Raw genomic sequence first — 23,583 nt, forward strand, 5'->3', positions numbered from 1 at the left:
GATCAGCGTGTCGTTGTTGGTTGACGGCGCGCCGCCGAGCGAACCAGTTCTTCCAGAGCATCAAACAGGGATTCCAGATCATTCTGGCTGATTTGCGGATCTCTCTGATAAGGCCCTGCCTCCAGCAAACGCCCGAAGCCCTGGGCAAAAAGCGGTTGTTGGCACACAGAATCCAGCTCCTCCAACCAGGCTTTGCCCTGCAAGTTTGCAACATCACTACGGCTGCGTACCGCCAGCAGCACTCGCCTTGCCAGTCGTGAACAATCAGCCAGCGTGCTGTTAGTCGGCTGCGATACAACCTGGTCACGCAGACGCTGCAATTCTGTGAAAGCTTCACGCTGCCAACTGCGTGCCTGATACCGCCGCCAGCTCAGCATAGCAACGATAACCAGCAATATCAGACTCAACAGTAGTAACCACCATCCGGCAGCCGGCCAGGCACTGAGCTCTGGCAACTGGACGTCATGCAACTGGTCGAGCAAGGCCTGCCTGTCTTCTTCGTTCATCAGGCAGGTGGCAAGCCGCAACGCAGGTCAGGCTGGCGAGCGATGATCGCAGAGACCGTCTCACGCAAGGGTCCATCCGTCATGGCAGTCGTATAAAAATGATTATGCCGGGCAAAGAGTTCACGCAGAACCTGCTGGCGCGACATGAAGACATCACGATATCTTTGCTGCTCCGACTTGCTGCCTATGGCCATGACAAAGCGTTGCAGGTGCCCACTTGCATTGGAAATCATAGGATAGCGTCCCGGCTCAGGCAGGTCCACGTCAAGTGGATCGCATATATGTACCGCCATGACGTCCAGTGACTGCAAGGCGCTTCCCAGTGCGGAGCGGGCATTCTCATCCAGACCGTGGAAATCACTGAGCAGAACCACTGTGCTGCCGGCATGCACACCATGGCGCAATCGCTCCAGTGTTCTGGCCAGTTGTTCACCACCCTGAGTAGGAATACGCTGCTGGCCTTGATGAATAGCACGAAACAGGCTCATGAGCCCACGCCTGCCAGCTTGCGGACGAATCTCGCTGTGCCAGTCATCGGTAAAGACAAACCCTCCGACCCGGTCATTGCTGGCAACTGCACTCCAGCCCAACAATGCCGCCAGCCGAGCTGCCAATACCGATTTGTACATGCCACGAGTGCCAAAGCGCATGCCAACACGAAAATCCACGACCAGCAAGACGGGCCGCTCGCGCTCCTCGACAAACAGCTTGGTGTGCGCCTGACCGGTACGAGCCGTGACTTTCCAGTCAATCATGCGAACATCGTCGCCGGGCTGATATTCACGTACCTCGGCAAAGTCCAGACCACGACCCAGGCGCTTCGAGACGGAACCACCGTTCATGGGGGCGGCACTTTTCTTTCTGACTTGTCGCCGCATTGCCTGCGCCGTTGCACGCAAGCGCACCAGCTCATCAAGCGAGGTGCTGGCGGGCGAGGCAAAGCTTAAATGATCCCGCTCTGCCGACTGCCGAAGCATACCGGTACTCACGGCACCGCAATCATCCGCAACAGGCGATCAATCACATCGTCTGTTGTGATGCCATCAGCCTCCGCTTCAAACGAAAGCAGTAAACGGTGCCGCAGAACATCATGAATAATAGCCTGCACATCACCCGGAGTTACAAAGTCACGCCCATCCAGCCAGGCATGCGCCCGTGCACAGGCATCCAGACACAAGGTTCCACGTGGACTGGCACCATATTGAAGCCAACGGGCCAGGTCCTCGTCATGACGTGCCGGTTTGCGGCTGGCTACGATCAGACGCACGATGTAGTTCTCGACATCATCGGACATGAACACTTCGAGCACTTCCCGGCGTGCCGCAAACAGATCCGTCAGAGCAAACACTTCGTCGACCACAGCCTCCAGCTCTTCGGCCTGCTCAGCGCCACTGGCAGCCAGAGCCTCAGCTCGGACCAGCCTGAGAATCTTCAGCTCGTTCCTGCTATCCGGGTAGTCAATGACGACCTGCATCAGAAATCGATCCAGCTGCGCTTCGGGCAAGGGATAGGTGCCTTCCTGCTCGATCGGGTTCTGTGTTGCCATCACCATGAAAGGCGTTGGCAAGGGATAGGTCTGATGGCCGACAGAAATCTGCTGTTCGGCCATGGCTTCAAGCAGAGCAGACTGCACCTTGGCAGGCGCCCGGTTGACTTCATCCGCCAGAATCAGGTTATTGAACAAGGGGCCTTTCTGAAAGGCAAAGGTTCCATCAGCGGGTCGATAGACCTCGGTGCCGGTCAGATCCGCGGGCAACAGATCGGGGGTGAACTGGACACGCTGAAAGTCGGCCTCGATGCGATCCGCCAGAGCCTTGATGGCACGCGTCTTGGCAAGTCCGGGCGCACCTTCGACCAGCAAATGGCCATCAACCAGCAATGCAATCAGCAGTCTGTTAACCAGCTTGGGTTGACCAACAACAGAAGCCTCAAGCTGAGACTTCAGTCGGTTAACGGTTTCCAGCACGCTCAATTATCCGTTACCTCTATAAAGATGGTTTCACTATTTCCATCTGAATCGGTCACGGTTATGGTGCCGCTACCCACTCTTAACGGATCGACCTCACCCGCATCATCACCCGTGCCATCCAGAGAGATGGCATCACTGGTGCTGCTACTTGAATCAAATTCCCAGGTGAGATCGTCATTATCCAGAATATCGTCGGAGCTGTAACTGGAGCCGGAAGAGACATTCAGAGTAAAGGAGGCCGCATCAACGTCGACGCTAATCGAGCTACCTCGTTCAAAGGACAGTTCATCAGATGAGCTATCACTGATTGTCACGACAACAGCATCAGAAACCCGGTCAACACCGCAACTGACCGTCAGGTTGGCAACGCCGGACTCCAGGCCTGTCACCAGTCCCTTTGAACCGGTGGTGTTACTGACAGAGGCAACATCTTCGCCACCGTTGGTAATCTGCCAATCCACGGCAGAACTGACGTTGACCGATGTGCGTTGCGTGGTGGTATCAGTACTGCCGGGAGCCGCCCCTTCGTAGGTGCCAAAGGCTGCCAGCGTCTGAGTTCCATCCACGGACAGACTGACCGAGTCTGGTGAAATATCCAGCGCAGTCAGCGAATCGGAAATCTCAAGCGGCAACGGCAGAGTAAAGCCGGACAGTGCCGCAGTCAGCGTAATACTGGAGGCGTTGAGGCCCGTCACCTCGGCCGTGATGTCCGGATTATTCTGTATTCGAGCGTTGCTACTATCCGCGGCAGCCAATGACCAGGAGACTTCTGACAGATCACGAGTACTACCGTCATCAAACAAACCCGTTGCCGAGTATTCCTGTGGCAGACAGCGTTCGATAATGGCTTCACCTATAACCTCTGAAACATCTATCAGATCAGCCTGCGAAACCGTCAGATCATACTGGATAGTCTCCAACCCACCGATCGAGACGAAAACACCGACGATGCCATTGGCCTTGGCCGTCAGCAGGCCATTGCCATCGATGCTGGCAACCGACTCATCCGTGACTTGCCACTGCCGATCGTCGCTATCCAGTGTCAGTACTTGTCCGATGACCGTATTGCCTTGCACACCAAACTGAGCTGTATCGCCAATATTCATGAACAACGCAGGCACCGTTATGGTCGGCGGTACCACTTCTATCGAGGTCAGGTTCTCGGTACGAACCTCGACCGCCTCTTCGAAAGGCCTGGCATTGCCATCACAGCCAGCGACGATCAGTGCCAGCACAGCAGCACTGGCAAGCTTAAAGGTTCTCATGGTGCGTTCACTCTCAGTCCAAGTACCAGTGCATCCAGTCGCAGCGACTCACCCGAGTTGTAATGGCGATATTCGAAACTGACTTGCATATTCGGAATCCGCTCAAGACGTTGCATGATGCCCACGCTCACACGGGCGCCGGTAAAATCATCATTGATGGACGTCCCGGGCAGAGCACCACTGGCTTCGGAAGTCTGATCGAGCGTGTAGTTGACAGCGCCCAGAACAATGTAACCCTGCGTGCCACGTTGTGGAGGCGATTGGAAACGCAGAGCGATTCCGTAGGCCTGCTCCATCTCCATATCAAAATCACCTGCCTCGTCAGAGCTCAAGCCAGAGTCGGCGAACAGCTCCAGACCAATATTGGGGACCAGATACACGCCCACATTGAAGCCTGCGAAAGTGGGGTAGAAACCCAGATCGCCGTTATCTATGCGGCCCGCACCCAGCTGTAATTCAGCGTACACAGGCCCATCCGCGGAAGCGAATGAGGAAGATACTGCCAGTACACACGCAATAAGCCAGCGCACACGATACTCCAGAAGACTATGGTCAAGGACCGAGAAGATAGCACTGACAAGCGTAGTGCGTCATGTCGAGCAGGTCACCTGTGTTTCCTCCAGCAAGACAAGCCCGGAGGATTGTGCCCGTTCAGGGACATTCAGCGGCCGCCAGTACCGGCCCTGATGCACCTTGTTGCAAAATGACAACACAGCCCTCATCTGGTGCTGGCACAGGCACCGCATAACTCAGCGGGCTTTGGGCATCAAGCGTACCCAGTGCCTCCACAGCATGCACGATGTGGTGATTGGTCAGTTTCAGGTCTTTGTTTTCACCCGCCGTAACGGGGGTTACTGCCGAGTCAATGTAACGTACCAGCGACAGGCTCGCCCCTTGTACAGCCTCTAACTGAGCGGCTGAACCCTGGACCTTGATACCAAGTTCACGCCCATTGGCTGCCGATATTTCATCAATGCCGATATCCAGTTGCTGGCTACCAACCTGCTCCAGAGCCCGCTGCAAGCGCCCCCGGTCGGAGCCTACCGTCGCAAACTGCCCGTTGACAACAACCTGAGGTGTATAGACGCCAGCCTGGCCCGCCATACCTGCAGCGAAGTAGGCGCGCTGCCTGGCCGTGAATTCAGGGCTTGAAAAAGGATCTTTCCAGCTGCCATCACCGCCATGTACCAGAGTATCCCAATAGTCAACATGGTATTCCAGTGCCATGAGCGATGAATCGTTTTCCAGTAGCTCGCCCAATAGTCGATCCGCCGGTGGACAGGAGGAACAACCGTGCGAGGTGAACAATTCGATGAGACGCAATGGCTGTTCGGATGCCGTAGAGATGGCCGGGTGCAACATGGCGGCCACCACGGTCAAAGGCAAAATACGACGAACTGAAATCTTCATTGCCATGCGGCAACCCTGCTTGATGAGATGTCAATTTCGTCGCCTTCAGGCGGTTTTGGTTCCCTTGATAGCGGTAAAAGAGGTCAAAGCCCGTTCCCGAGACTGCTTCAGATCGACCAGCGGCTCGGGATAATCAATGCCGCTTCGCGTCTGCGCATCCAACTCCCACGGTTTGTGAACATACTTCTTCGCAACCTCTGCCAGCTCCGGCACCCAGCGCCTGACATAGTCACCCTGCTTATCGAACTTCTCGCCCTGCAGAACCGGATTGAATATTCGGAAAAATGGCGCAGCATCAGCACCGCAACCCGCTGTCCATTGCCAGCCCATGCAATTGCTGGCCAAGTCTGCATCCACTAGCTTGTCTCTGAACCACTGCTCCCCCGCCTGCCACGGAATCAGCAGATTCTTGATCAGGTAGGAGGCGACGATCATGCGCACCCGGTTGTGCATCCAGCCCGTGGCATATAGCTCGCGCATACCGGCATCGACGATAGGCACACCGGTCATGCCACGCTGCCAGCGTCGCAAATGCTCGTCAGTCTGCTCGGCCCACTCAAATTTGCGGAATCGCGGGTCCAGCGGTTCATCAATGGTCTGGGGAAAATGAAACAGGAGACTGTAGGCAAACTCGCGCCAGAGGATCTCCTTGGCAAACGTTGTCTCAGACTCCGATAACGCCGACAGGCGGCGTTCGAGTAACAGTCGATTGAGTATATGGCGCGGACTCACTTCGCCAAAATGCAAGTGTGGCGACAACCGGGAGGTGCCCTGCTCCGCCGGAAGGTTACGGCCTTCGTCATAACCATGAACAGCCGACTTCAAAAACCTCTCCACCTGAGCCTGGGCCGCATCTTCACCCACCTGCCAATCTTTCAGCATGGATTCGTGCCAGTCTCTGCACGGCAACAGCTCAAGCTGCTCCAGAGACACACAAGCTGCCAGAGCCTGGGCAGCCACATCGCTCAACGCGGGTATGTTGCGCGGCATGTTCAGGGTCTGCAATCGATCGGGTTCCTTGCCAAGAGCTGTCGCCGCGGCACGCCAATACGGGGTATAAACGCGGTAGGGACTACCGTCGGACTTCAGGTTTTCCCACGGCTCATGTATGAGCAAGCCGTTGAAAGTGCGTGGCTGCAAATCTGACAAGGCCGTCTTGATGCTCTTGTCCCGTTCGATGGTGACTGGGTCATAACACCGATTCCAATAGATACGCTGTGCACCGGACTGGCTAATCAGCTCTTCAAGTACCTCCTGGCTTGGACCCTGTGCAAAATAAAGCTCGCTACCTTTTTTTCGCAGCGAGGCCTGCAAGGCCGTCAGACTGTGATGTAACCAGACACGACTGGCGGCCCCCAGCTGGCTGATGGTCTGATCCTGCGGGTCATCGATAAACACGCACAGTAGCTCATCACATTCCTTACTGGCGGCAGCCAGTGCGGGATTGTCACGCAGTCGCAGGTCCTGACGGAACCAGAGAATCCCTCGACTCATTCGAGCTTGCTGACCAGGCTTGCAGCCCCGGTGGTTACTACCACGTACTGATCCACATCCACGTCTGACAATTCTCCCACTTGTTGGCGATTCAGTTCCGCCGCATTTGCCTCATCGGTATCGATATGCATCTCGAGTGCGTAACTATCCTTCACCCGAATCAAGACATCACCGAAAACCAGATCACGTCCACCACCCACTATCGCCACCGCCACTTCATCCTTGTCACTGAGCCCAAATCGCTCCGCATCATCAGGATGCATATGTATGTGACGCCGCGCACAGATCAGACCTTCTGCCAGTGTGACGCTACCTGCAGGACCTTCCAGCGTAATAGGCGCTGAACCCTGCACATTGCCTGAATCCCGCACTGGCGCATCAATTCCCAGGCGAAACTCATCGGTACGAGAGATTTCCACCTGATTGACCGAACGCAGCGGGCCCAGCACTCTGACCCTTTCAATACGATCATGCGGGCCAATCAGATTAACTCTCTCTTCACAGGCGAACTGTCCAGGCTGGGACAGAGGTTTGGCTATCGTTGGCGTCGCATCAGCACCAAATAAAGCTGCAAATGTTTCGCGGGTCAAATGGCAGTGCCTGCCACTGACCGCAATGGGAATATCCATGGAAGCACTGGGCCGCGACGCACTGACCAGACGACGTGCCTGACGGGCGATCATCAGCTCCTCGTTGGTTTTGACGACAATGGCTTCAACGCGAGAACGCGGTGTGGTAATCAAGGCGTAGTCATTATCCTTTTGTACACTGGCATCCCGGTTACGATCCTCATCCAGAACAACACCGAGAAATTCGAGTCGCTGCAGGATCCGGCCTCGCATACTGGCGCTGTTTTCACCGATACCACCCGTGAAAACGATGGCATCAACGCCTCCCATGGCCGCCGCATAGGCACCGATATACTTGCGTGCACGATGGGCAAATACATTGATCGCCAGTCGGCAACGCTCATTGCCATCGGCGGCCGCTATTTCGATTTCACGAAGATCATTACCCAGCCCCGAGAGTCCGGCGAGCCCGCTTTTCCGGTTCAGCAAATCATCAAGAGAGGCAACATCGTAGCCTTGCCGCAGCAGCGTTAACAGCACACCGGCATCCACATCTCCCGAGCGCGTCCCCATCACCAGACCTTCCAGAGGTGTGTGACCCATACTCGTTTCCGCAGAACGGCCAAATTCGACGGCACAGGCACTGGCACCGTTGCCCAGGTGCAAAGTCACGATGCGCAGTTCGTTCAGCGGTCGTTGCAGGAACTGTGCGGCAATACCGGCAGCGTACTCATGTGAAATGCCGTGAAAGCCGTAGCGTCGGATGCCGTGCTTGAGTGCAACCTCATAATCAATGGCATAGGTGGTTGAACGACGCGGCATACGCGCGTGAAACGCTGTGTCAAACAAGGCGACGTGAGGCACACCGGGCAAGGCGGTCTGTGCGGCATGTATTGCCGCCAGGCTATAGGGGTTGTGCATGGGCGCGTCTGGTACGTGGCGCTCTATATCAGCCAGCACTTGTTCGTCAATCAGGCAAGGGGCTGCATGTTTGCTCCCTCCATGTACGACACGATGCCCCACCACATCAACAGGATATCCACTGATCTCCTGCAGTATCTGCCCGACAGCGGATTCATGCGTCTGCTCGCCCTGACTCTCCCCCAGACGCTCGTGCTTGCCTGATAGCAGCAGCTTGTCACTACCGTCGATCAAGGCGTACTTGATGCTGGACGATCCGCAATTGATAACCAGTGTATTCATTCCTGCCATTTTCCCATGTGGTGCGCTGTGCCGCTCGATAGCTCTCAACCTGACTCGCCCGGAGGTCGATAACCAGTCTATATCGAACGACTTTTCAGGCTTTAGATGATTCAGGACCAATCGATTTTCGCAACCCACGCACAGAGCGCGCCATGAGCATCGTCATACTCGTGGGCGGCAGTACTGCTGATGGTAACGCTGAGCACCGTTATCTCGTTGATGCCTTCTTGCAACATTTTGGTGATCAGATCACACGAATCGTCACCGCCGAGCCTGTCAGAAGATCCTTCGGCACCCGTCTCAAGCGGATGCTCAAGCGTGGTGACTTCGCTGAGCGATTTGCCCGCTGGCGCTACCCGGGTGGCTATGGCCCTGATCCCGATGATCTTTTACGCCTGCTGCGCCCTGCAGAAAAAGACACTCTGATGCCAGGCGGTACAAGGCGTGCACACCTGTCATCCCACAACGGTGAAGCCTGCGAGGCCATTCTGGATGAAGACAAACCAGACGTCATCGTTGTCTACGGCACAACCATCATCCGGTCCAATATTTTCAGTCGGGCACGCACGATCACGCTGAACATGCACACCGGTCTGTCGCCCTGGTACCGAGGTGACAGCACCTTGTTCTGGCCTGTTTATTACAACGAGCCGGACAAGCTGGGAGTCACCGTGCATGAGCTGGTTGAATCCATCGATGGCGGAGCCATCGCCGCCACAGCACGGGTCAGCTATGAACCGGGTGACACCGAAGCCGAGCTTTTTGCCAAGGGAGTCAGAGCAGGCACGCAGATCTATATCGACAGTGTCGAGGCGGCACTGGCAGGAACCCTCAGCTGTACTCCTCAAGACCACTCCGCAGGCCGTGAATTTCGCTGGAAAGATCGAACTGTCGCCGCCGAACACCTGGTCAAGCAACACCTGAAAGAATGGCAGGAGCGTGCCCTATGAATTCACAACTGATTCATGTACAGCCCGAAGTGCGCACCAGAGCGCGCCCACCCTTCTTGCGCAAACTGGCACGCGCTCTACGACTCGCCCTTCGCCTGATGGGCATGCTTGCCTATCATCTGGGCCTGGCCCCTCTAGTCATCAGCCTGTCGCCAGGCCGGGTACGCACACTGTTGTATCACGCCGTCGAGGATCACCCCCTCAGCCATACAGCAGGACTGGGCATGAGCATCAGCACTCAGGTATTTCAACAACATCTGGATTACTACCAGCGCCATTATCAGGTTGTTTCAATGCACGACATCCTCGCTGGCCAGGCGGGACCGGCAGCTGCCATGCTCACGTTCGATGATGGCTATGCCAGCGTGGGAGAAAACGCGGTACCTGCCATGGAAGAGCGCGACATGCCCGCCACCATTTTTCTGATTGGCAAGGCGCTGCGCGGTGGAATGATCTGGGTTAATCAGCTCAATCATGCGCTTAACAGCTATCCACAGGTCTCCATGAGCATCATCAACAGCTTCCCGGGACTGGAACACGTCGAACGGCCCGCGGTTATCCATCATGTGCAGACCAAATTCAGTCCCCAGCTGATCGAACAACTGATCGCACGCCTGGAAGATGCCCTTCCCTTGCATACCGCTCAACAGAAACTTTTTCTGAACAAAGACGATGTCCGGCAATTGCAATCGCGAGGCATGTCATTCGGCTTTCATTCCAATGATCATTACAACTTGCAAACCTGCAATGAAGCTACTTTGCGTCAGCAGCTGGACAGCAGTGATCTGGATGAGCTACTGGACACACGAACCTTTGCCTATCCCTTTGGCTACTGTGGTGACAGGGAAGCTGACCGACTCGAGGCCAGGGGATTCCAGCGAGCCATGCTCGTCAGGAAGGACACACCTCACCCGCGAAAGACGAACATGATACGGTCCGAGCCAACGGGTCAGAGCGCCGCTGCGGTATTTTCTCAGCTGGAAGTGGAAGAGCCGCTGATGGGCTTGCTGCGCTCATTGATTCTCTAAGAATCACTATTTTCAGACTTCCAGATACAAGAAAGCCCCGCATGTAGCGAGGCTTTCTCGTCAAACAATGTCAGTTGACAGAGTTTACATAGCAGATACGTTGACTGCCGCTGGACCTTTTTGGCCCTGCTCGATGTCGAAGCTCACTTTCTGACCTTCGTCGAGAGTTTTGTAACCGTCGCCGGTGATTGCGGTGTGATGAACGAAAACGTCCTTACCGCCATCTTCTGGAGCGATGAAACCAAAACCTTTCGCCGCGTCGAACCACTTAACTGTACCAGTACTCAAGATAATACCCTGTATCAAAAAAACAACAATATGGACATGCCATTCAGAGAGCCAGAAGCTCTTTTGCTCCGCAAACCCTCTGCGCAGGAATGTCTCTAACAATGACCGTTCACGAATGAATTCGCTTCAAGCCGCTAACGTAAACAAGTCTTCAGAATACTCTGAGAACCGCTAACAGATTTAATATAAGTAGTTTGTCCGGCAAATACAAGCTTCGGGGAATTCAGATCTCAGCTGTAACATGACATTCAAGCTACAATTGCGTGTCAATTCACCCAAAATCCCACCACATCACCATTCGTGAGGCCTTTCTCCGAAAAGTCCCCGCTGCACCCATCGTAAATATAAATCATCAATGAGCAACGATTTTTCCGCAGGCCAACGCTGGATAAGCGATACCGAGTCCGACCTTGGACTAGGCACCATACTTGAGGTCGAGCACCGACAGATTACTGTGGTCTTTCTGGCCACTGGTGAAACCCGAATCTATGCCAAGGAGTCTGCGCCGCTGACACGCGTAGCCTTTCAGGCTGGCGACATCATCAGCAGTCATGAAGGCTGGCAGTTACGTGTAGAAAAGACTGACGATATCGACGGTTTGAGAATCTATAGCGGCACGCGCGAGGATACTGGCGAGAAAACCATTCTCAATGAAGCATCGCTGGATAACTTTCTGCAGTTCCGCTCTCCCAAGGACCGGCTGTTCGCTGGTCTGATTGACGGACAGCGCTGGTTCGCCCTGCGCCGCAGCGTCTTCGAATGTCGCCATCAATATGCTCAATCACCGGTTCGTGGACTCACGGGCGCCCGCGTCAGTGTTCTTCCACATCAGATCTACATTGCAGTGGAGGCCTTGAAACGTCATCACCCGCGCTTGCTACTGGCCGATGAGGTTGGACTCGGCAAGACCATTGAAGCCGGCATGATCGTCCATGGTTCACTGGCCAACAACCAGGTTAGCCGGGTGCTTATCGTGGTGCCTTCGGCCTTGTTGCATCAATGGCTTGTGGAAATGCTGCGCAAGTTCAATCTGAACTTCCGCATCATGGATGCCGAAAGATTTGATGAACTACGAGACACGGCCCCTGATGGCAATCCCTTTCTGGCCGAACAACTGGTTCTGTGTTCTCTGGACACCTTGCTGGAAAACGAAGAAATCGGCGATGCCGTAGCCGGTGCTGGCTGGGACATGCTGGTGGCTGATGAAGCCCATCACCTGAGCTGGGAACCGGAAGAACCTTCTGATGCCTATACGCTCATCGAAGAGCTGGCCATGGAGACACCGGCCGTCTTGCTGCTGACGGCAACGCCAGAACAACTCGGCCAGGCAGGCCACTTCGCCCGTCTACGCCTGCTGGATCCAGAACGTTTTGGCTCTCTGGAGCAGTACCTGGCCGAAGAATCATCCTTCGGCTGGGTCGCATCGGTTGCCGACAAACTGGCCGCCGACGAGCCACTGGATGAGGAGCAGATTGTCAGCCTGCAGACCCTGCTCGGCGAAGAATTTACCGACAACGAACTCAAGACCCTCAGCTCGACCACAACCATGGCACTCAGCGACCTGGGACAGCGCCTGATTGGCAAACTGGTGGACCGGCATGGTACTGGTCGACTCATGTTCCGCAATACAAGGCGTGCCATCACAGGTTTTCCAGAACGAGAACTGCATACCTACACGCTGGATGATGACTCTCTTGACAGCAAGGCTGTCTGGATACTGGAGTTCCTGCTTGAGCAATATCCTGAAAAAGTACTGGTCATCTGTTCTTCTCGGGATACCGTCCAGGAGCTTGCAGAGCATCTGCGCGTAGCCGGTGTGCAAAGTGCGCAGTTCCATGAAGACATGTCCATCGTTGAGAGAGACCGTGCAGCCGCCTGGTTTTCAGATCCTGAAGAAGATTGCCGACTGATGCTTTGCTCGGAAATCGGCAGCGAAGGTCGCAACTTCCAGTTTCTGCACCACCTGGTCATGCTGGAATTACCACAAAGCCCCGACCTGCTCGAACAGCGCATTGGTCGACTCGATCGTATCGGTCAGACAGAAACCATCAAGATTCATGTCCCTGCAGCACCAGGAACGCAAGACTCGCTGCTGCTGAGCTGGTACCACGAAGGTCTGAATGCATTCGAACGAATCTGTCGATCCGGCTCTGCGGTACGAGCACGCATCGCCGATCAGCTCGAACCACTACTGGCCAAGGCCGAAGCAGGCGACAACATTCCTGAAAAGGCCATCGCGACCCTTATCCAGGAGTCTCGCCAGCTAACCGAGCAATTGGACGCCGAGCTCGAATCCGGTCGTGACCGCCTGCTGGAACTCAATTCCAATCGCCCCGAACTGATCCAGGAACATCTGGACGAACTGGCACGCCTTGATCGCAACTATGCACTGCAGGATTTCATGGAAGCGGTATTCGATCGATTCGGGGTCGACATGGCTGAGCAGCGTGACCACTGGATTATCCATCCCAGTGATCACATGCAAGTTGATCACTTTCCCTTGCTGCCTGCCAGCGGCATGACACTCACCTTCGATCGCGCCACCGCGCTGACCAGAGAAGACTTCACCTATCTGACCTGGGACCATCCGATGGTCACGGCTGCCATGGACCTGATTCTGGATGAAGGCTTCGGACAGGCTGACTGTCAGGTCATCAAGACCGATGCACTACCGGCAAATCTGAGCTTCGTCGAAGCCAGCTATGTTCTTCAATGCACCGCTGATGCCCGCCTGAACATGGAGCGCTACCTGCCCGCACAGGTCCAGACCTGGAGCGTCGGCATTGATGGCAAGGACTACTCCGAGCAGGTGGCAGCTCTGGAGCTTGACAGCCTGAAACAGCGTTACGATCGTAATGCACTGCGCAAGGTTGTGCTCAAGAACCGCGATTCGCTGGAAAAACTCATCGATCGATCGGCGGCTCTGGCCGAAGAGGCACTACCGGAACTGGTTGCCATTGCCCGTGCAAAGATCGACGAGGAACTGTCTGAGGCACGTGAGCGCCTGCTATCGCTGTCTCGTGTAAATCCGTCGGTCAAGGAAGAGGAAGTCAGGGCGGTCGACGAGCGTCACCAGGCATTGATCGATGCGCTTGATGGCACCCATGCCAGACCGGTGTCCGCTCGAGTCATGTTCAATACCTGATCCAGCAAAGGCCAGAAAACACCATGATAATCGTATCCTTCAACGTCAACAGTGTCAGATTGCGAACGCATCAGCTGCAGGCTCTGGTCGACACCTGCTCGCCTGATGTCATTGGCTTGCAGGAAACCAAAGTGGTTGACGATGACTTTCCGGTAGATGCCATGCGCGAGCTGGGCTATGAGGCTGTTTTCACCGGACAAAAGACGCATTATGGTGTAGCTCTGCTATCCAAAACGCCCATGAGCAACGTCAGTTTCGGCTTTCCCAGCGATACCGCGGATGCTCAGAAGCGACTGGTTACGGCCACCGTGCAAAGCCCCGGTGGCGTTCCGGTTACCATCATCAATGGCTATTTTCCGCAGGGCGAAAATCGCAGTCATGAGACAAAGTTTCCGGCCAAACAAGCCTTCTACCAGAACCTGCAAGACAAGTTGCTCACACAGCATACGCCTGAGGAAAACCTGCTTGTCATCGGCGATTTCAATGTAGCACCGGTAGATGCAGATCTTGGCATCGGCCCTGACAATGTCAAGCGCTGGCTCAGAGCAGGCTCTACCAGCTTTCTGCCAGAAGAGCGTGAGTGGATGCAACGGCTCGCCGACTGGGGACTCGATGATAGCTATCGTGTCAAATACCCCGACCGCGACGATTTGTTCAGCTGGTTTGATTACCGCAGTAAAGGTTTTGATCGTGAGCCCAAACGTGGCCTGCGAATAGACCATCTGCTGTGCACGCGTTCAATGACACCCACCCTGGTGGACAGTGGCATAAATTACGATGTTCGCGCTATGGAGAAACCCTCTGATCATTGTCCGGTCTGGTCAGAGTTCGATATATGATGTGTTGGAACTTCCATAATCGTGAAGTGTCTAATTCGGGTGGCTAGTCACAACTATTTTGACGACTGTTTAGTATTATCTCGATGAAAGGGGACTCTTCCTCTTTATTGACTCCGAAAGCCCGTGTCGACTTGTTCAGACGACAATCGCGGTCGACAGGGAATGATCGAGTTGAGAATATTGAATTTTTCAAGCCAGCTTACAAAGCTGAGCGAGGCTAGCTTGCCTGGCGCACCGGACTTTGGTCCACTGGAGTGTTCCATGCTTGCGATGATATGTATTGGGCTGATAATCGTTGTGCTGCTGCTGGCGCTCTATTGCTGGCGCCTGCGCACTGTTCCGACTGCATCCGCCAAGCCGGTCAGCATAGGCCACAGAATAGGCGAAATACCCTACTCGGCAGAACTCGACCAGGTTGGGCCTGTGGTGCCGGAAACCGGCTCAAAGGCCTTTCAAAACAGCATTCACAAACTGGCCCAGTCGTGTTCAGACACACTCAAACCATCTGAGGGCAAGTCCATCGCCCTGACCAGTGCAGGCACCAGCGTCGGTGTGACCATGACGGCCATATCACTGGCACGCGAATTCGCTAATCAGGGCCAGCGTACCCTGCTACTGGATTTGAACCTGGCCAGACCAATGGTTCAGCAGGCAACCGGCACATTCAGCTTGCACGGCATCAGCAACTACTTGATGTCAGGTCTGTTTGACGACATCGTCGTGCAAGACACCCGCTCACCACTGGACATCATCGGAATCGGCAATGTACCGGCCCAGACTTTTCAGACATTCCTGCAGGGGGGCGAATTCAAGGAGTCTCTGACTGCCTTGATGGCGTTATACGACAGGATCATTGTGGATTGCCCTCCGATCACCGAGGCCGGTTCAGGCATCTCACGCCTGGCAGCCCTGTGCGATCTGCGACTACTGCTGATAGACATACAACTCGACACTGAATATTCCCCTCACGTTCAACAGGCCCTGAACGTGCACGGACGCTGGCAGCACGGTACAACACGGCTTCTCCACAACAAGGTTGTTTCGCAGGCGAATACTCCTGAACCCACCCCCGTTCAATCCTTATCTTCCAGTGAGGGCTTCAGACCGATTCAGGCAGAAGCATGGATTATTCAACAGCCGGACGAGTACTACACCCTGAAACTCACCGAGCTCAGCTACCGCCCCATCCTCACAAAACATCAGGTATCCATCTACGAAGGTCATCAGGTAGCCTGCTTCAAGCTGACCATACTGGGCAATCCCAACTACCTGTTGATTCTCGGCCAGTTCAGCAGCAAGAGCGAAGCCCAAAGCGTCGCCAGCTCTCTTGGCCTGACACAGGATTCCGTTATTCCTGTGACCTTTGCTACCGTCAAGCAAAGCATAAAACACGAGCTCAACCGGAAACCGAAAAGACAGCCACTTCCGATTCCAGAGCTTATTGACTAACCATTTCGACCAACCCTACCCTTGTCGCTAGTCACAGCACTCCACCTTAGTTTAGCAATGACTTATTTCACCCATTTGGGTGTAGCGAGACGCCAAGGCTCTCACTAGGATAGCGCCCTGAGGATTCGGGGAGCGTGTAGATGCGAGCGGCGTCGCTGGTTGGTTTATCAGGGTTATTTGTCATTCTATGGAGCTCGGGCTGGCTTGCCTCTCAGCTGGCCATGAACGATCTCAGCGTGATGAATTTACTCACTGCGCGTTATTTAATCGTCTTGCTGGGCCTGCTGTTCATCGTCACTGTAGCCGGACAATGGCGCCGCATACGGCTATCGGACTTGCTTGGCCAACTGTGTGTCGGCATCCTGTCACACGGCATTTATCTGATAACGGCACTCGGTGCTTTCCAGCAAGGGGTATCCGCAGCGGTAGTGACGTTTGTGATCACCTTGCATCCCATAGCAACGGCGATGCTGTCAGGCAGCGTCAACCATGAACAATTCACCGCTCGACAATGGAAGGGCCTGTTCGTTGGCTCTCTTGCTGTGCTTGTCCTTATCTCACACAGTCATGGCCAAGGCACATCCGGTCTTGCTCTGACACTGCCCTTCATGGCAGTCATTGCACTGACATTGGGAACACTGTTGAATCGCCACCTTGAGCTAGAGAATCAATCCGCAAACACAACCCCTTTGCCGGTCTTTTTCACACTGCTGATTCAAAGCGCCGGGGCGCTGATATTCCTGTTGCCAATCGGTGCGATACAAGGATCCATCAGCATGGATTTCAGTAGCAGACAATGGGTACTGCTACTCTGGTTAGCGCTGGTTGCCTCGATAGGAGCCTATGCAGTGCTGCAATTGCTACTACGAAACATGCCCAGCACTCAGGTAGCCTGCCTCACCTACCTGGTACCACCGGTAACCACGATTCAGATATATCTGGTGTTCGGTGAACAGTTGGACAGCATCGATCTGACCGGTATTCTGCTAGCCGCTGCTGGCGTCATATGGGTGATGACATCGCCCAATGAGAATTCATCGGACTCACAATACAAACTGCAACCTCGCGCACCAGGCCAGAGGCAGCCGACACTGACGTCATTGAACCTGAGGATATCCACCAATAGTGGACAAGCCGTTGATATCGAGCTGTAAAAATAGGGGTGGAGATATAAAAGAGGCTCCGGAAAAATCCCTCGGAACCTCTTATTCACGCAAGACTTTATTTACTTGGGTAAATCGCCCTGCACACCTTGCACATAGAAGTTCATGCCCAGTAAGGTTCCGTCGTCCATCACCTCGCCTGCAGGCAGAATTTCTTCTCCAGCCTGATTCAGCACTGGTCCCTGAAATGGGTGCAAAGTGCCACCAATGATGCCGTCTCGAACGACCTCTGCGGCCTCCTTTACATCATCAGGCACATCAGCGCTGTATTCCGGAAATGAGACCATGCCACTCTTGATTCCACCCCAGGTATCCATGGAAGCCCATGAACCGTCCATCGCCGCACGAGTGCGATCGACGTAATATGCATCCCAGTTGTCGATGATGGATGTCAGCTGAGACTTGGGTGCAAATGCGGACATGTCTGATGCCTGCCCAAAACCGTAAACACCCCTTTCTTCTGCCACCTGCAGCGGTGCTGGCGAATCGGTGTGCTGTGTGATGATGTCAGCGCCCTGGTCGATCAGTGCTTTGGCAGCATCTGCCTCTTTACCCGGGTCATACCAGCTGTTGACCCAGACGACCTTGACCTCTGCATCCGGGTTGACCTTGCGCATGGCGATGGTAAAGGCATTGATACCACGAACCACCTCAGGAATCGGGAATGAACCGATATAGCCGACGATGTTCGACTTGGTCATCATGCCAGCCATGGTGCCAATGACAGCTCGCCCTTCGTAGAAGCGCGCACCGTAAGTGGAAACATTATCCGTACGCTTATAGCCGGTTGCGTGCTCGAATTTTACATCCGGAAAGTCCTTGGCAACCTTCAGTGTCGGATTCATGAAACCGAAAGAAGTGGTAAAGATCAGATTATGACCACTGCTGGCCAGCTTGCGTATGACTCGCTCGGCATCAGCACCTTCAGGCACACTTTCAACAAAGGTGGTTTCCACCCCTTCACCGAATTCAGTTTCAAGGGCTTTACGACCTACATCGTGGCGGTAAGTCCAGCCATGATCGCCGACGGGTCCTACATAGATAAAACCCACTTTGAATGGATCAGCAGCCTGTGCTGACAGAGCGACAGCTGACAGAACAGCGGCTCCCAATACAACTCCCATTCGTTTCAAATACACACTCATTGACATGTAGATCTCCAGTTTCTTGAAAAACAACCCTTTCCAGGAGTTCAGGCTCAGGTTGTCGGATGAAAAGCCTGGCCAATACTGGCAGGGGCATTACGACGAATGCGCCCCCGATCCCTGGAAATCAGCACCAGTACGAGGATAGTTGTGAGGTAGGGTAGCATCGACATCAATTGTGAAGGAACATTAATTCCCAGCGCCTGGCCATGTAATTGAAGGATGCTGATGCCACCAAAAAGATAGGCTCCGAGCAACAATCGGCCTGGCTGCCACACGGAAAACACAACCAGCGCCAAGGCGATCCAGCCACGTCCAGCGCTCATGTTCTCCGACCACATCGGGGTATAGACCAGGGAAAGGTAGGCCCCGCCAAGCCCTGCACAAGCTCCGCCAAAAAGGGTAGCCAGATAGCGCACACGGACAACACGGATGCCCAGAGCATGCGCGGCATGATGCGAATCACCGACGGCACGCAGCACCAGCCCCGCACGGGTTCGATTAAGAAACCAGGCGACCAGAGCCACCATCAGAAAAGAGCCATAAACCAAGACGTCATGACTGAACAGCAAACGACCTACAATCGGCAAATCGCTTAACCAGGGTATATGCAAGGCAGGCAAACCGGCAAAGGCGATACCCACCAATGACTGGCCTATCAGTGCGCTGATTCCGATACCAAAGATGGTCAATGCCAACCCGGTCGCCACTTGCGACGATTGCAGGCTCAGGGTCAGGAATGCAAAAATCAGGGCCAGTAACATCCCCGCCAGCAGGCCTGCCACTATGCCCAGCGTAGCACTGCCTGAATAATGAGCGACCGCAAAGCTGCAAACCGCCCCGCCCAGCATCATGCCTTCAACGCCAAGATTGAGAACTCCGGCACGCTCCACGACCAACTCTCCGAGTGCCGCATAAACCAGAGGTGTCGCCGCCGTGATGATGGTCAGCACCGTGAGCATCAATGTCTCGTTCATGATATTTGCCTCATTTGAGCACGACGCGATAGTTGATGAGAACATCGGTGGCCAGCAAGAAAAACAGCAACATGCCCTGGAATACACCGGTGACCGCCAAAGGCAGATTCAAGGTGATCTGCGCGGTCTCCCCACCCAGATAGGACAGAGCCATGACAAGGCTTGCGAACAATACGCCCACCGGATGCAAGCGTCCCAGAAAGGCGACGATGATGGCAGTGAACCCATAGCCTGGTGAAATACTCGGCAGCAGTTGGCCGATCGGCCCGGCCACTTCAAACAAGCCTGCCAGCCCTGCACAACCACCGCCCAACAACAGTGCAATCCAGATCAGCTTGGATTGATTGAAACCGGCATGGGCCCCTGCTCGGGGAGCAGCACCATTCACGCGCAATGCAAAACCGAGCAAAGTGCGGGACAACAAAACCCAGCCTGCCACCACAACACCCAGCGCGACCACAGCTCCAAGATGCAAACGGGTACCGTCAAGAATGCGCGGCAGCAGAGCGGCATCATGAAACAGTCGGGACTCGGGAAAGTTAAAACCATCAGGATCCCGCATGGGTCCAGACACCAGCCATGACAATAAAAGAACAGCCACATAGGTCAGCATGAGGCTGGTCAGAATCTCATTGACGTTGAAGCGAGTCTTGAGCAGCGCGGGGATCGCAGCCCAGGCCATGCCGCCTGCGACACTGGCAAGCATCATCAGTGGCAGCACATACCAGACATCTACCTCGTAGAACAGCAAAGCTACGGCAGCCCCGGTAATGGCACCCAGTATCAACTGCCCCTCGGCACCGATATTCCATACCTGCGCACGAAACCCGATAGACAGAGCCACGCCGATAATGACAAGCGGCGCCGCTTTCACTGCCAGCTCTGCAACCCCGTAGAGATTGCTGACTGGCTCGACAAAAAATGAATAGAAAGCAGCGCCTACAGGCACACCCAGAATGGCAAACAGTATCAGCCCTGCCAGCAAGGTGATGAGCAGCGCCAGCAAAGGAGCCAGATAACCCATTAAACGGGAGGGATCAGCTCGACGCTGCAAGGCAATCATGATACGACTCCATCCAGTGTTTCACCACCCATCAACAGTCCCACTTGCTGAACCGTTATATCCCGCGTGCGAAAGAAAGTGGACAGGCGACCTGCGCACAAGGCTCCTATTCGATCGGTGGCCTGCATTAATTCATCGAGATCCTGCGAAATGATCAATATCGCCGCACCATTGTCGGCCAGCTCCTGGATCGCTGCATGGATGGCACTGGCGGCACCGGCATCAACACCCCAGGTGGGCTGCGACACCACCAATACACGCGGCGCCTGCAATATTTCACGACCGACTATGAATTTCTGAAGATTGCCTCCAGACAGACTACTGGCCAGAGAATGAGCACCATGACACTGCACATTGAATCGCTGGATAATTTCATTGGCAAAATCTCGATTACGCCTGGGTGAGATGAAACCCCATAGCCGCAGAGACTTTCGATGATGCGCGGTCAGGAAAGCATTATCTGCCAGCGACAGATCTGGCACGGCAGCGTGGCCGAGCCGCTCTTCCGGAACGCAGCACAAGCCTCGCCTGCGGCGCTCTCCAACACCTTCGTGCCCTACCTGCTGGCCGCAAAGCGTCAGGGCATCGGCGCTCTGGGCGCTGATTTCACCGGAGAGCACCTGTAATAATTCATCCTGTCCGTTGCCGGCGACACCGGCGATACCCACGATTTCACCGGCATGTACCTCAAGGTTGATTCCCTGTAGAGAAATGCCATGAGCATCGCTTGCCTGTTGCGAGAATGTATCCAGACTCAGCAGTACCTCCCCCGAATGCTCACCATCACGAACACTGAGTGAAGGCACTTCACTACCCATCATCAACGCTGCCAGACTGTGAACCGATTCTGCCCGCGGGTCCGCCTCGGCAACCTTCTTGCCACCGCGCAGGATAGTGGCCTCATCACACAATTGCCGAATCTCTTCCAGCTTGTGGCTGATGTAGAGAATAGCCATACCTTCATCCGCCAGCCGTTCCAGCGTGACAAACAAATCCTCGACTTCAGCCGGGGTCAATACCGAAGTCGGTTCATCCATGATCAGCAGTTTTGGCTCCTGCAACAGGCAACGCACTATTTCGATGCGTTGACGCTCGCCGACGGACAGAGTGAACACCGAGCGTGCCGGATTCAGCGGCAGACCATAGCGCGCAGACACCTCAATGATTTGGTCACGCAGTTCATCACTGGCATCGACATCCATACCCAGTGCAATATTTTCCAATACCGACAGCGAGTCGAACAGGGAAAAATGCTGGAAAACCATGGCGATCCCAAGCTCGCGGGCAAAACCTGGAGAGGCAATATTCACCCGCTTGCCCTGCCAGTTGATACTGCCCGAGTCGCTGGCGAGCAAGCCATAGAGAATCTTTACCAGAGTACTCTTGCCTGCACCATTTTCGCCCAGCAGAGCATGTACGCGGCCCGCCTCTAATCGCAGATCAATGGCGTCGTTGGCCAGGCACCCCGGATAGGCTTTTGAAATACCGATCATCTCAACCAGTGGCACCGCCATGCCGGATTGAGGTGACGCAATTGTGGAAGCTGGCATGACTGTCAGTCAGGAGGATACAGTGCCTCCAGTGTACCTTGCTCAAACGCAATTGAACCACAAGCCACTGCTGGCTTCGTTATTCAATGTCGAATATGCAAACCACAGCAGTTTCAGCTCAAACCTTGCAGACGCCGGTGGCAGCCCCTAGATAATCAAGATGCCAACTATCGGCACTCCTGTTCAAAATGAGATCCAGAAATGAAAATTGACATCGTTTCCGACGTAGTGTGCCCATGGTGCATCATTGGCTACCGCCAGCTGCAGCAAGCTCTGGAGGCTACCGGCATCGAAGCTGAGATTCACTGGCACCCTTTTGAACTGAACCCCGACATGCCTGCTGAAGGCGAGGCGCTGCGGGACCATGTCATGCGAAAATATGGCTCTAGCGCCGAGGAAAGCGAAGCGAACCGTAGTCGACTAGTGAGCATCGGCGCCGAACTTGATATTGATTTCAAGTTTGATGACACCTCTCACATCCGCAATACCTTCGATGCCCACCAGCTGATGCACTGGGCAGACACTCTGGGTCGCAAGAACGATTTGAAACAGGCTCTGTTCCAGGCCTACTTCACCGAACAACTGGATGTCAGTGATCGCCAGGTGCTGATCGACAAAGCAGTCAGTCTTGGTCTTGACAAGGAAGAAGCCACTGCCGTGCTTGAGGACCAACGCTATGCAGAGACTGTTCGTAGCAATGAACAGCTGTGGGTATCCCGCGGCATTCAGGGTGTACCTGCGGTTATTCTGGGCGAGAAATATTTGTTGAGTGGTGCACAGGGTGTAGAGAATTTTAGCGCTGCACTCAAACAGGTCGAATCCGAGACAGCATGAATCCCGGCTCTCACTACTGATGTGCCAGCGGCCAGCCGGAATACAGCCACTCCGGCTTGCCGCTGAATGAGAACTGTCATCAGACAATTACAACAACATCAGACGATCGGTGGCACCGCATCTATTTCACCCATCAGACTGACCGAAGGATCATGTGATTGCACCTGCGCTGTAACCTCGGCAGCCTGCTCATCATCAACCTCGATAATCATCAGCAACTCTCCTCGCTCGATGACCGCCTCATATTCCCTGATCTGACTGTGCGGCACTGATGCGCCGATCAAGGTAGAGGCAAGCACTCCGAAAGTGGCACCTCCTGCTGTCGATAATGCAAGTGCTGCCGCCAGCGCAGCCCCCCCGATAACAACACCCGGCAGAACCAGAGCCGCCCCTAACCCGGCAAGCAGACCTGTTGCTCCTCCAACCAGCACTCCTCGCTTGGATGCTGGCACCACATCATTCTCGAACTCACCGGCTTCAGGCATGGCACTGAATTCTGTCGACTCATTGCCCAGCACACTGATATGCGATTCATCCAGCCCCTGCGCTTTAAGTAGCTCAATGATCCCAATGCCGGTCGGTTTGTCGGGTACTGAAAATATTATCTTCTTCATCGAGCCCATCTCCTGTATCTGAGGCTAAATCCTACCCAGTTGACCCGACCGCCTTCCATAGCACTGTAAATACTACATTCAGGGCATGTAGATGCGGCTGTAACGGACACTGAGCTCGTTAA

General features: G+C 54.7%; 21 protein-coding genes. 7 read left to right on the top strand and 14 right to left on the bottom strand.

Annotation, left to right across the window (positions count from 1 at the left end; all coding sequences use genetic code 11):
• Window positions 1–2 precede the first annotated feature (2 nt).
• The 8 genes from IMCC3135_RS27025 to IMCC3135_RS27060 form a co-directional block, all read right to left on the bottom strand.
• Window positions 3–506 carry a DUF4381 domain-containing protein gene (locus tag IMCC3135_RS27025; protein ID WP_088920425.1) on the bottom strand — a complete coding sequence of 168 codons (504 nt, stop codon included), beginning with the start codon at window positions 504–506 and terminating at the stop codon, window positions 3–5.
• Window positions 506–1,495 (bottom strand): DUF58 domain-containing protein, encoded by a 990-nt coding sequence (locus IMCC3135_RS27030; protein WP_088920426.1) that lies wholly within the window; start codon window positions 1,493–1,495, stop codon window positions 506–508. Before IMCC3135_RS27030 ends, IMCC3135_RS27025 begins: the two co-directional genes overlap by 1 nt.
• Window positions 1,492–2,472, bottom strand: coding sequence for an AAA family ATPase (locus IMCC3135_RS27035; RefSeq protein ID WP_088920427.1), 981 nt, complete (start codon window positions 2,470–2,472; stop codon window positions 1,492–1,494). The genes IMCC3135_RS27030 and IMCC3135_RS27035 overlap by 4 nt, the downstream gene beginning before the upstream one ends.
• Window positions 2,473–2,474: 2 nt before the next feature.
• Entirely contained in the window at window positions 2,475–3,740 is a 1,266-nt protein-coding gene (locus IMCC3135_RS27040; RefSeq protein WP_088920428.1) for an Ig-like domain-containing protein, read from the bottom strand.
• Window positions 3,737–4,270, bottom strand: a complete 534-nt coding sequence (locus IMCC3135_RS27045) for a porin family protein (RefSeq protein ID WP_088920429.1) — start codon at window positions 4,268–4,270, stop codon at window positions 3,737–3,739. Before IMCC3135_RS27045 ends, IMCC3135_RS27040 begins: the two co-directional genes overlap by 4 nt.
• A 121-nt stretch (window positions 4,271–4,391) precedes the next feature.
• Window positions 4,392–5,156: a DUF1223 domain-containing protein gene (locus IMCC3135_RS27050; protein WP_088920430.1), complete on the bottom strand. Its 765-nt coding sequence runs from the start codon at window positions 5,154–5,156 to the stop codon at window positions 4,392–4,394.
• 39 nt (window positions 5,157–5,195) lie between these two features.
• Complete coding sequence (locus IMCC3135_RS27055; protein ID WP_088920431.1) at window positions 5,196–6,644, bottom strand: cryptochrome/photolyase family protein; 1,449 nt, start codon at window positions 6,642–6,644, stop codon at window positions 5,196–5,198.
• The gene (locus IMCC3135_RS27060) at window positions 6,641–8,416 is read right to left on the bottom strand and encodes an acetate/propionate family kinase (protein WP_088922101.1); all 1,776 of its coding nucleotides are present in this window, start codon (window positions 8,414–8,416) and stop codon (window positions 6,641–6,643) included. Before IMCC3135_RS27060 ends, IMCC3135_RS27055 begins: the two co-directional genes overlap by 4 nt.
• 152 nt (window positions 8,417–8,568) lie before the next feature.
• Between IMCC3135_RS27060 and IMCC3135_RS27065 the strand changes: the two genes are divergently transcribed.
• Together IMCC3135_RS27065 and IMCC3135_RS27070 are read left to right on the top strand one after the other, a co-directional pair.
• Window positions 8,569–9,366, top strand: a complete 798-nt coding sequence (locus tag IMCC3135_RS27065; RefSeq protein WP_088920432.1) for a formyl transferase — start codon at window positions 8,569–8,571, stop codon at window positions 9,364–9,366.
• Window positions 9,363–10,394, top strand: coding sequence for a polysaccharide deacetylase family protein (locus tag IMCC3135_RS27070; RefSeq protein ID WP_157736294.1), 1,032 nt, complete (start codon window positions 9,363–9,365; stop codon window positions 10,392–10,394). The genes IMCC3135_RS27065 and IMCC3135_RS27070 overlap by 4 nt, the downstream gene beginning before the upstream one ends.
• Before the next feature lie 84 nt (window positions 10,395–10,478).
• Here IMCC3135_RS27070 and IMCC3135_RS27075 read toward each other — a convergent pair whose 3' ends face one another.
• On the bottom strand, window positions 10,479–10,682 hold the full coding sequence (locus IMCC3135_RS27075; protein WP_088922102.1) for a cold-shock protein: 204 nt from the start codon (window positions 10,680–10,682) through the stop codon (window positions 10,479–10,481).
• Between the two features lie 355 nt (window positions 10,683–11,037).
• Between IMCC3135_RS27075 and rapA the strand changes: the two genes are divergently transcribed.
• From rapA to IMCC3135_RS27095, 4 genes are all read left to right on the top strand, one after another.
• Window positions 11,038–13,827: an RNA polymerase-associated protein RapA gene (rapA, locus tag IMCC3135_RS27080; protein WP_088920434.1), complete on the top strand. Its 2,790-nt coding sequence runs from the start codon at window positions 11,038–11,040 to the stop codon at window positions 13,825–13,827.
• A 23-nt stretch (window positions 13,828–13,850) separates the two neighbouring features.
• Entirely contained in the window at window positions 13,851–14,666 is an 816-nt protein-coding gene (gene xthA / locus IMCC3135_RS27085; RefSeq protein ID WP_088920435.1) for an exodeoxyribonuclease III, read from the top strand.
• Between the two features lie 261 nt (window positions 14,667–14,927).
• Window positions 14,928–16,115 (top strand): AAA family ATPase, encoded by a 1,188-nt coding sequence (locus IMCC3135_RS27090; RefSeq protein ID WP_157736295.1) that lies wholly within the window; start codon window positions 14,928–14,930, stop codon window positions 16,113–16,115.
• 140 nt (window positions 16,116–16,255) lie between these two features.
• Window positions 16,256–17,269: a DMT family transporter gene (locus IMCC3135_RS27095; protein WP_088920437.1), complete on the top strand. Its 1,014-nt coding sequence runs from the start codon at window positions 16,256–16,258 to the stop codon at window positions 17,267–17,269.
• 71 nt (window positions 17,270–17,340) lie between these two features.
• On the opposite strand, the gene IMCC3135_RS27100 is transcribed toward IMCC3135_RS27095, so the two are convergent.
• Genes IMCC3135_RS27100 through IMCC3135_RS27115 form a run of 4 tightly spaced genes read right to left on the bottom strand, consistent with a single transcriptional unit; the run spans window position 17,341 to window position 22,013 of the window.
• Window positions 17,341–18,423: a BMP family ABC transporter substrate-binding protein gene (locus tag IMCC3135_RS27100; RefSeq protein WP_088922103.1), complete on the bottom strand. Its 1,083-nt coding sequence runs from the start codon at window positions 18,421–18,423 to the stop codon at window positions 17,341–17,343.
• A gap of 53 nt (window positions 18,424–18,476) precedes the next feature.
• Window positions 18,477–19,400, bottom strand: a complete 924-nt coding sequence (locus tag IMCC3135_RS27105; protein WP_088920438.1) for an ABC transporter permease — start codon at window positions 19,398–19,400, stop codon at window positions 18,477–18,479.
• Window positions 19,401–19,410: 10 nt separating this feature from the next.
• Window positions 19,411–20,463, bottom strand: a complete 1,053-nt coding sequence (locus IMCC3135_RS27110) for an ABC transporter permease (RefSeq protein ID WP_088920439.1) — start codon at window positions 20,461–20,463, stop codon at window positions 19,411–19,413.
• On the bottom strand, window positions 20,460–22,013 hold the full coding sequence (locus IMCC3135_RS27115; protein ID WP_236994670.1) for an ABC transporter ATP-binding protein: 1,554 nt from the start codon (window positions 22,011–22,013) through the stop codon (window positions 20,460–20,462). Before IMCC3135_RS27115 ends, IMCC3135_RS27110 begins: the two co-directional genes overlap by 4 nt.
• 201 nt (window positions 22,014–22,214) lie before the next feature.
• Between IMCC3135_RS27115 and IMCC3135_RS27120 the strand changes: the two genes are divergently transcribed.
• Window positions 22,215–22,847: a DsbA family oxidoreductase gene (locus IMCC3135_RS27120; protein ID WP_088920440.1), complete on the top strand. Its 633-nt coding sequence runs from the start codon at window positions 22,215–22,217 to the stop codon at window positions 22,845–22,847.
• Window positions 22,848–22,945: 98 nt separating this feature from the next.
• On the opposite strand, the gene IMCC3135_RS27125 is transcribed toward IMCC3135_RS27120, so the two are convergent.
• Complete coding sequence (locus IMCC3135_RS27125; protein ID WP_157736296.1) at window positions 22,946–23,461, bottom strand: DUF1269 domain-containing protein; 516 nt, start codon at window positions 23,459–23,461, stop codon at window positions 22,946–22,948.
• Window positions 23,462–23,583 lie beyond the last annotated feature (122 nt).

Origin of the sequence: Granulosicoccus antarcticus IMCC3135, from assembly GCF_002215215.1 — a bacterium.
GTDB classification, from domain to species: Bacteria; Pseudomonadota; Gammaproteobacteria; order Granulosicoccales; family Granulosicoccaceae; genus Granulosicoccus; species Granulosicoccus antarcticus.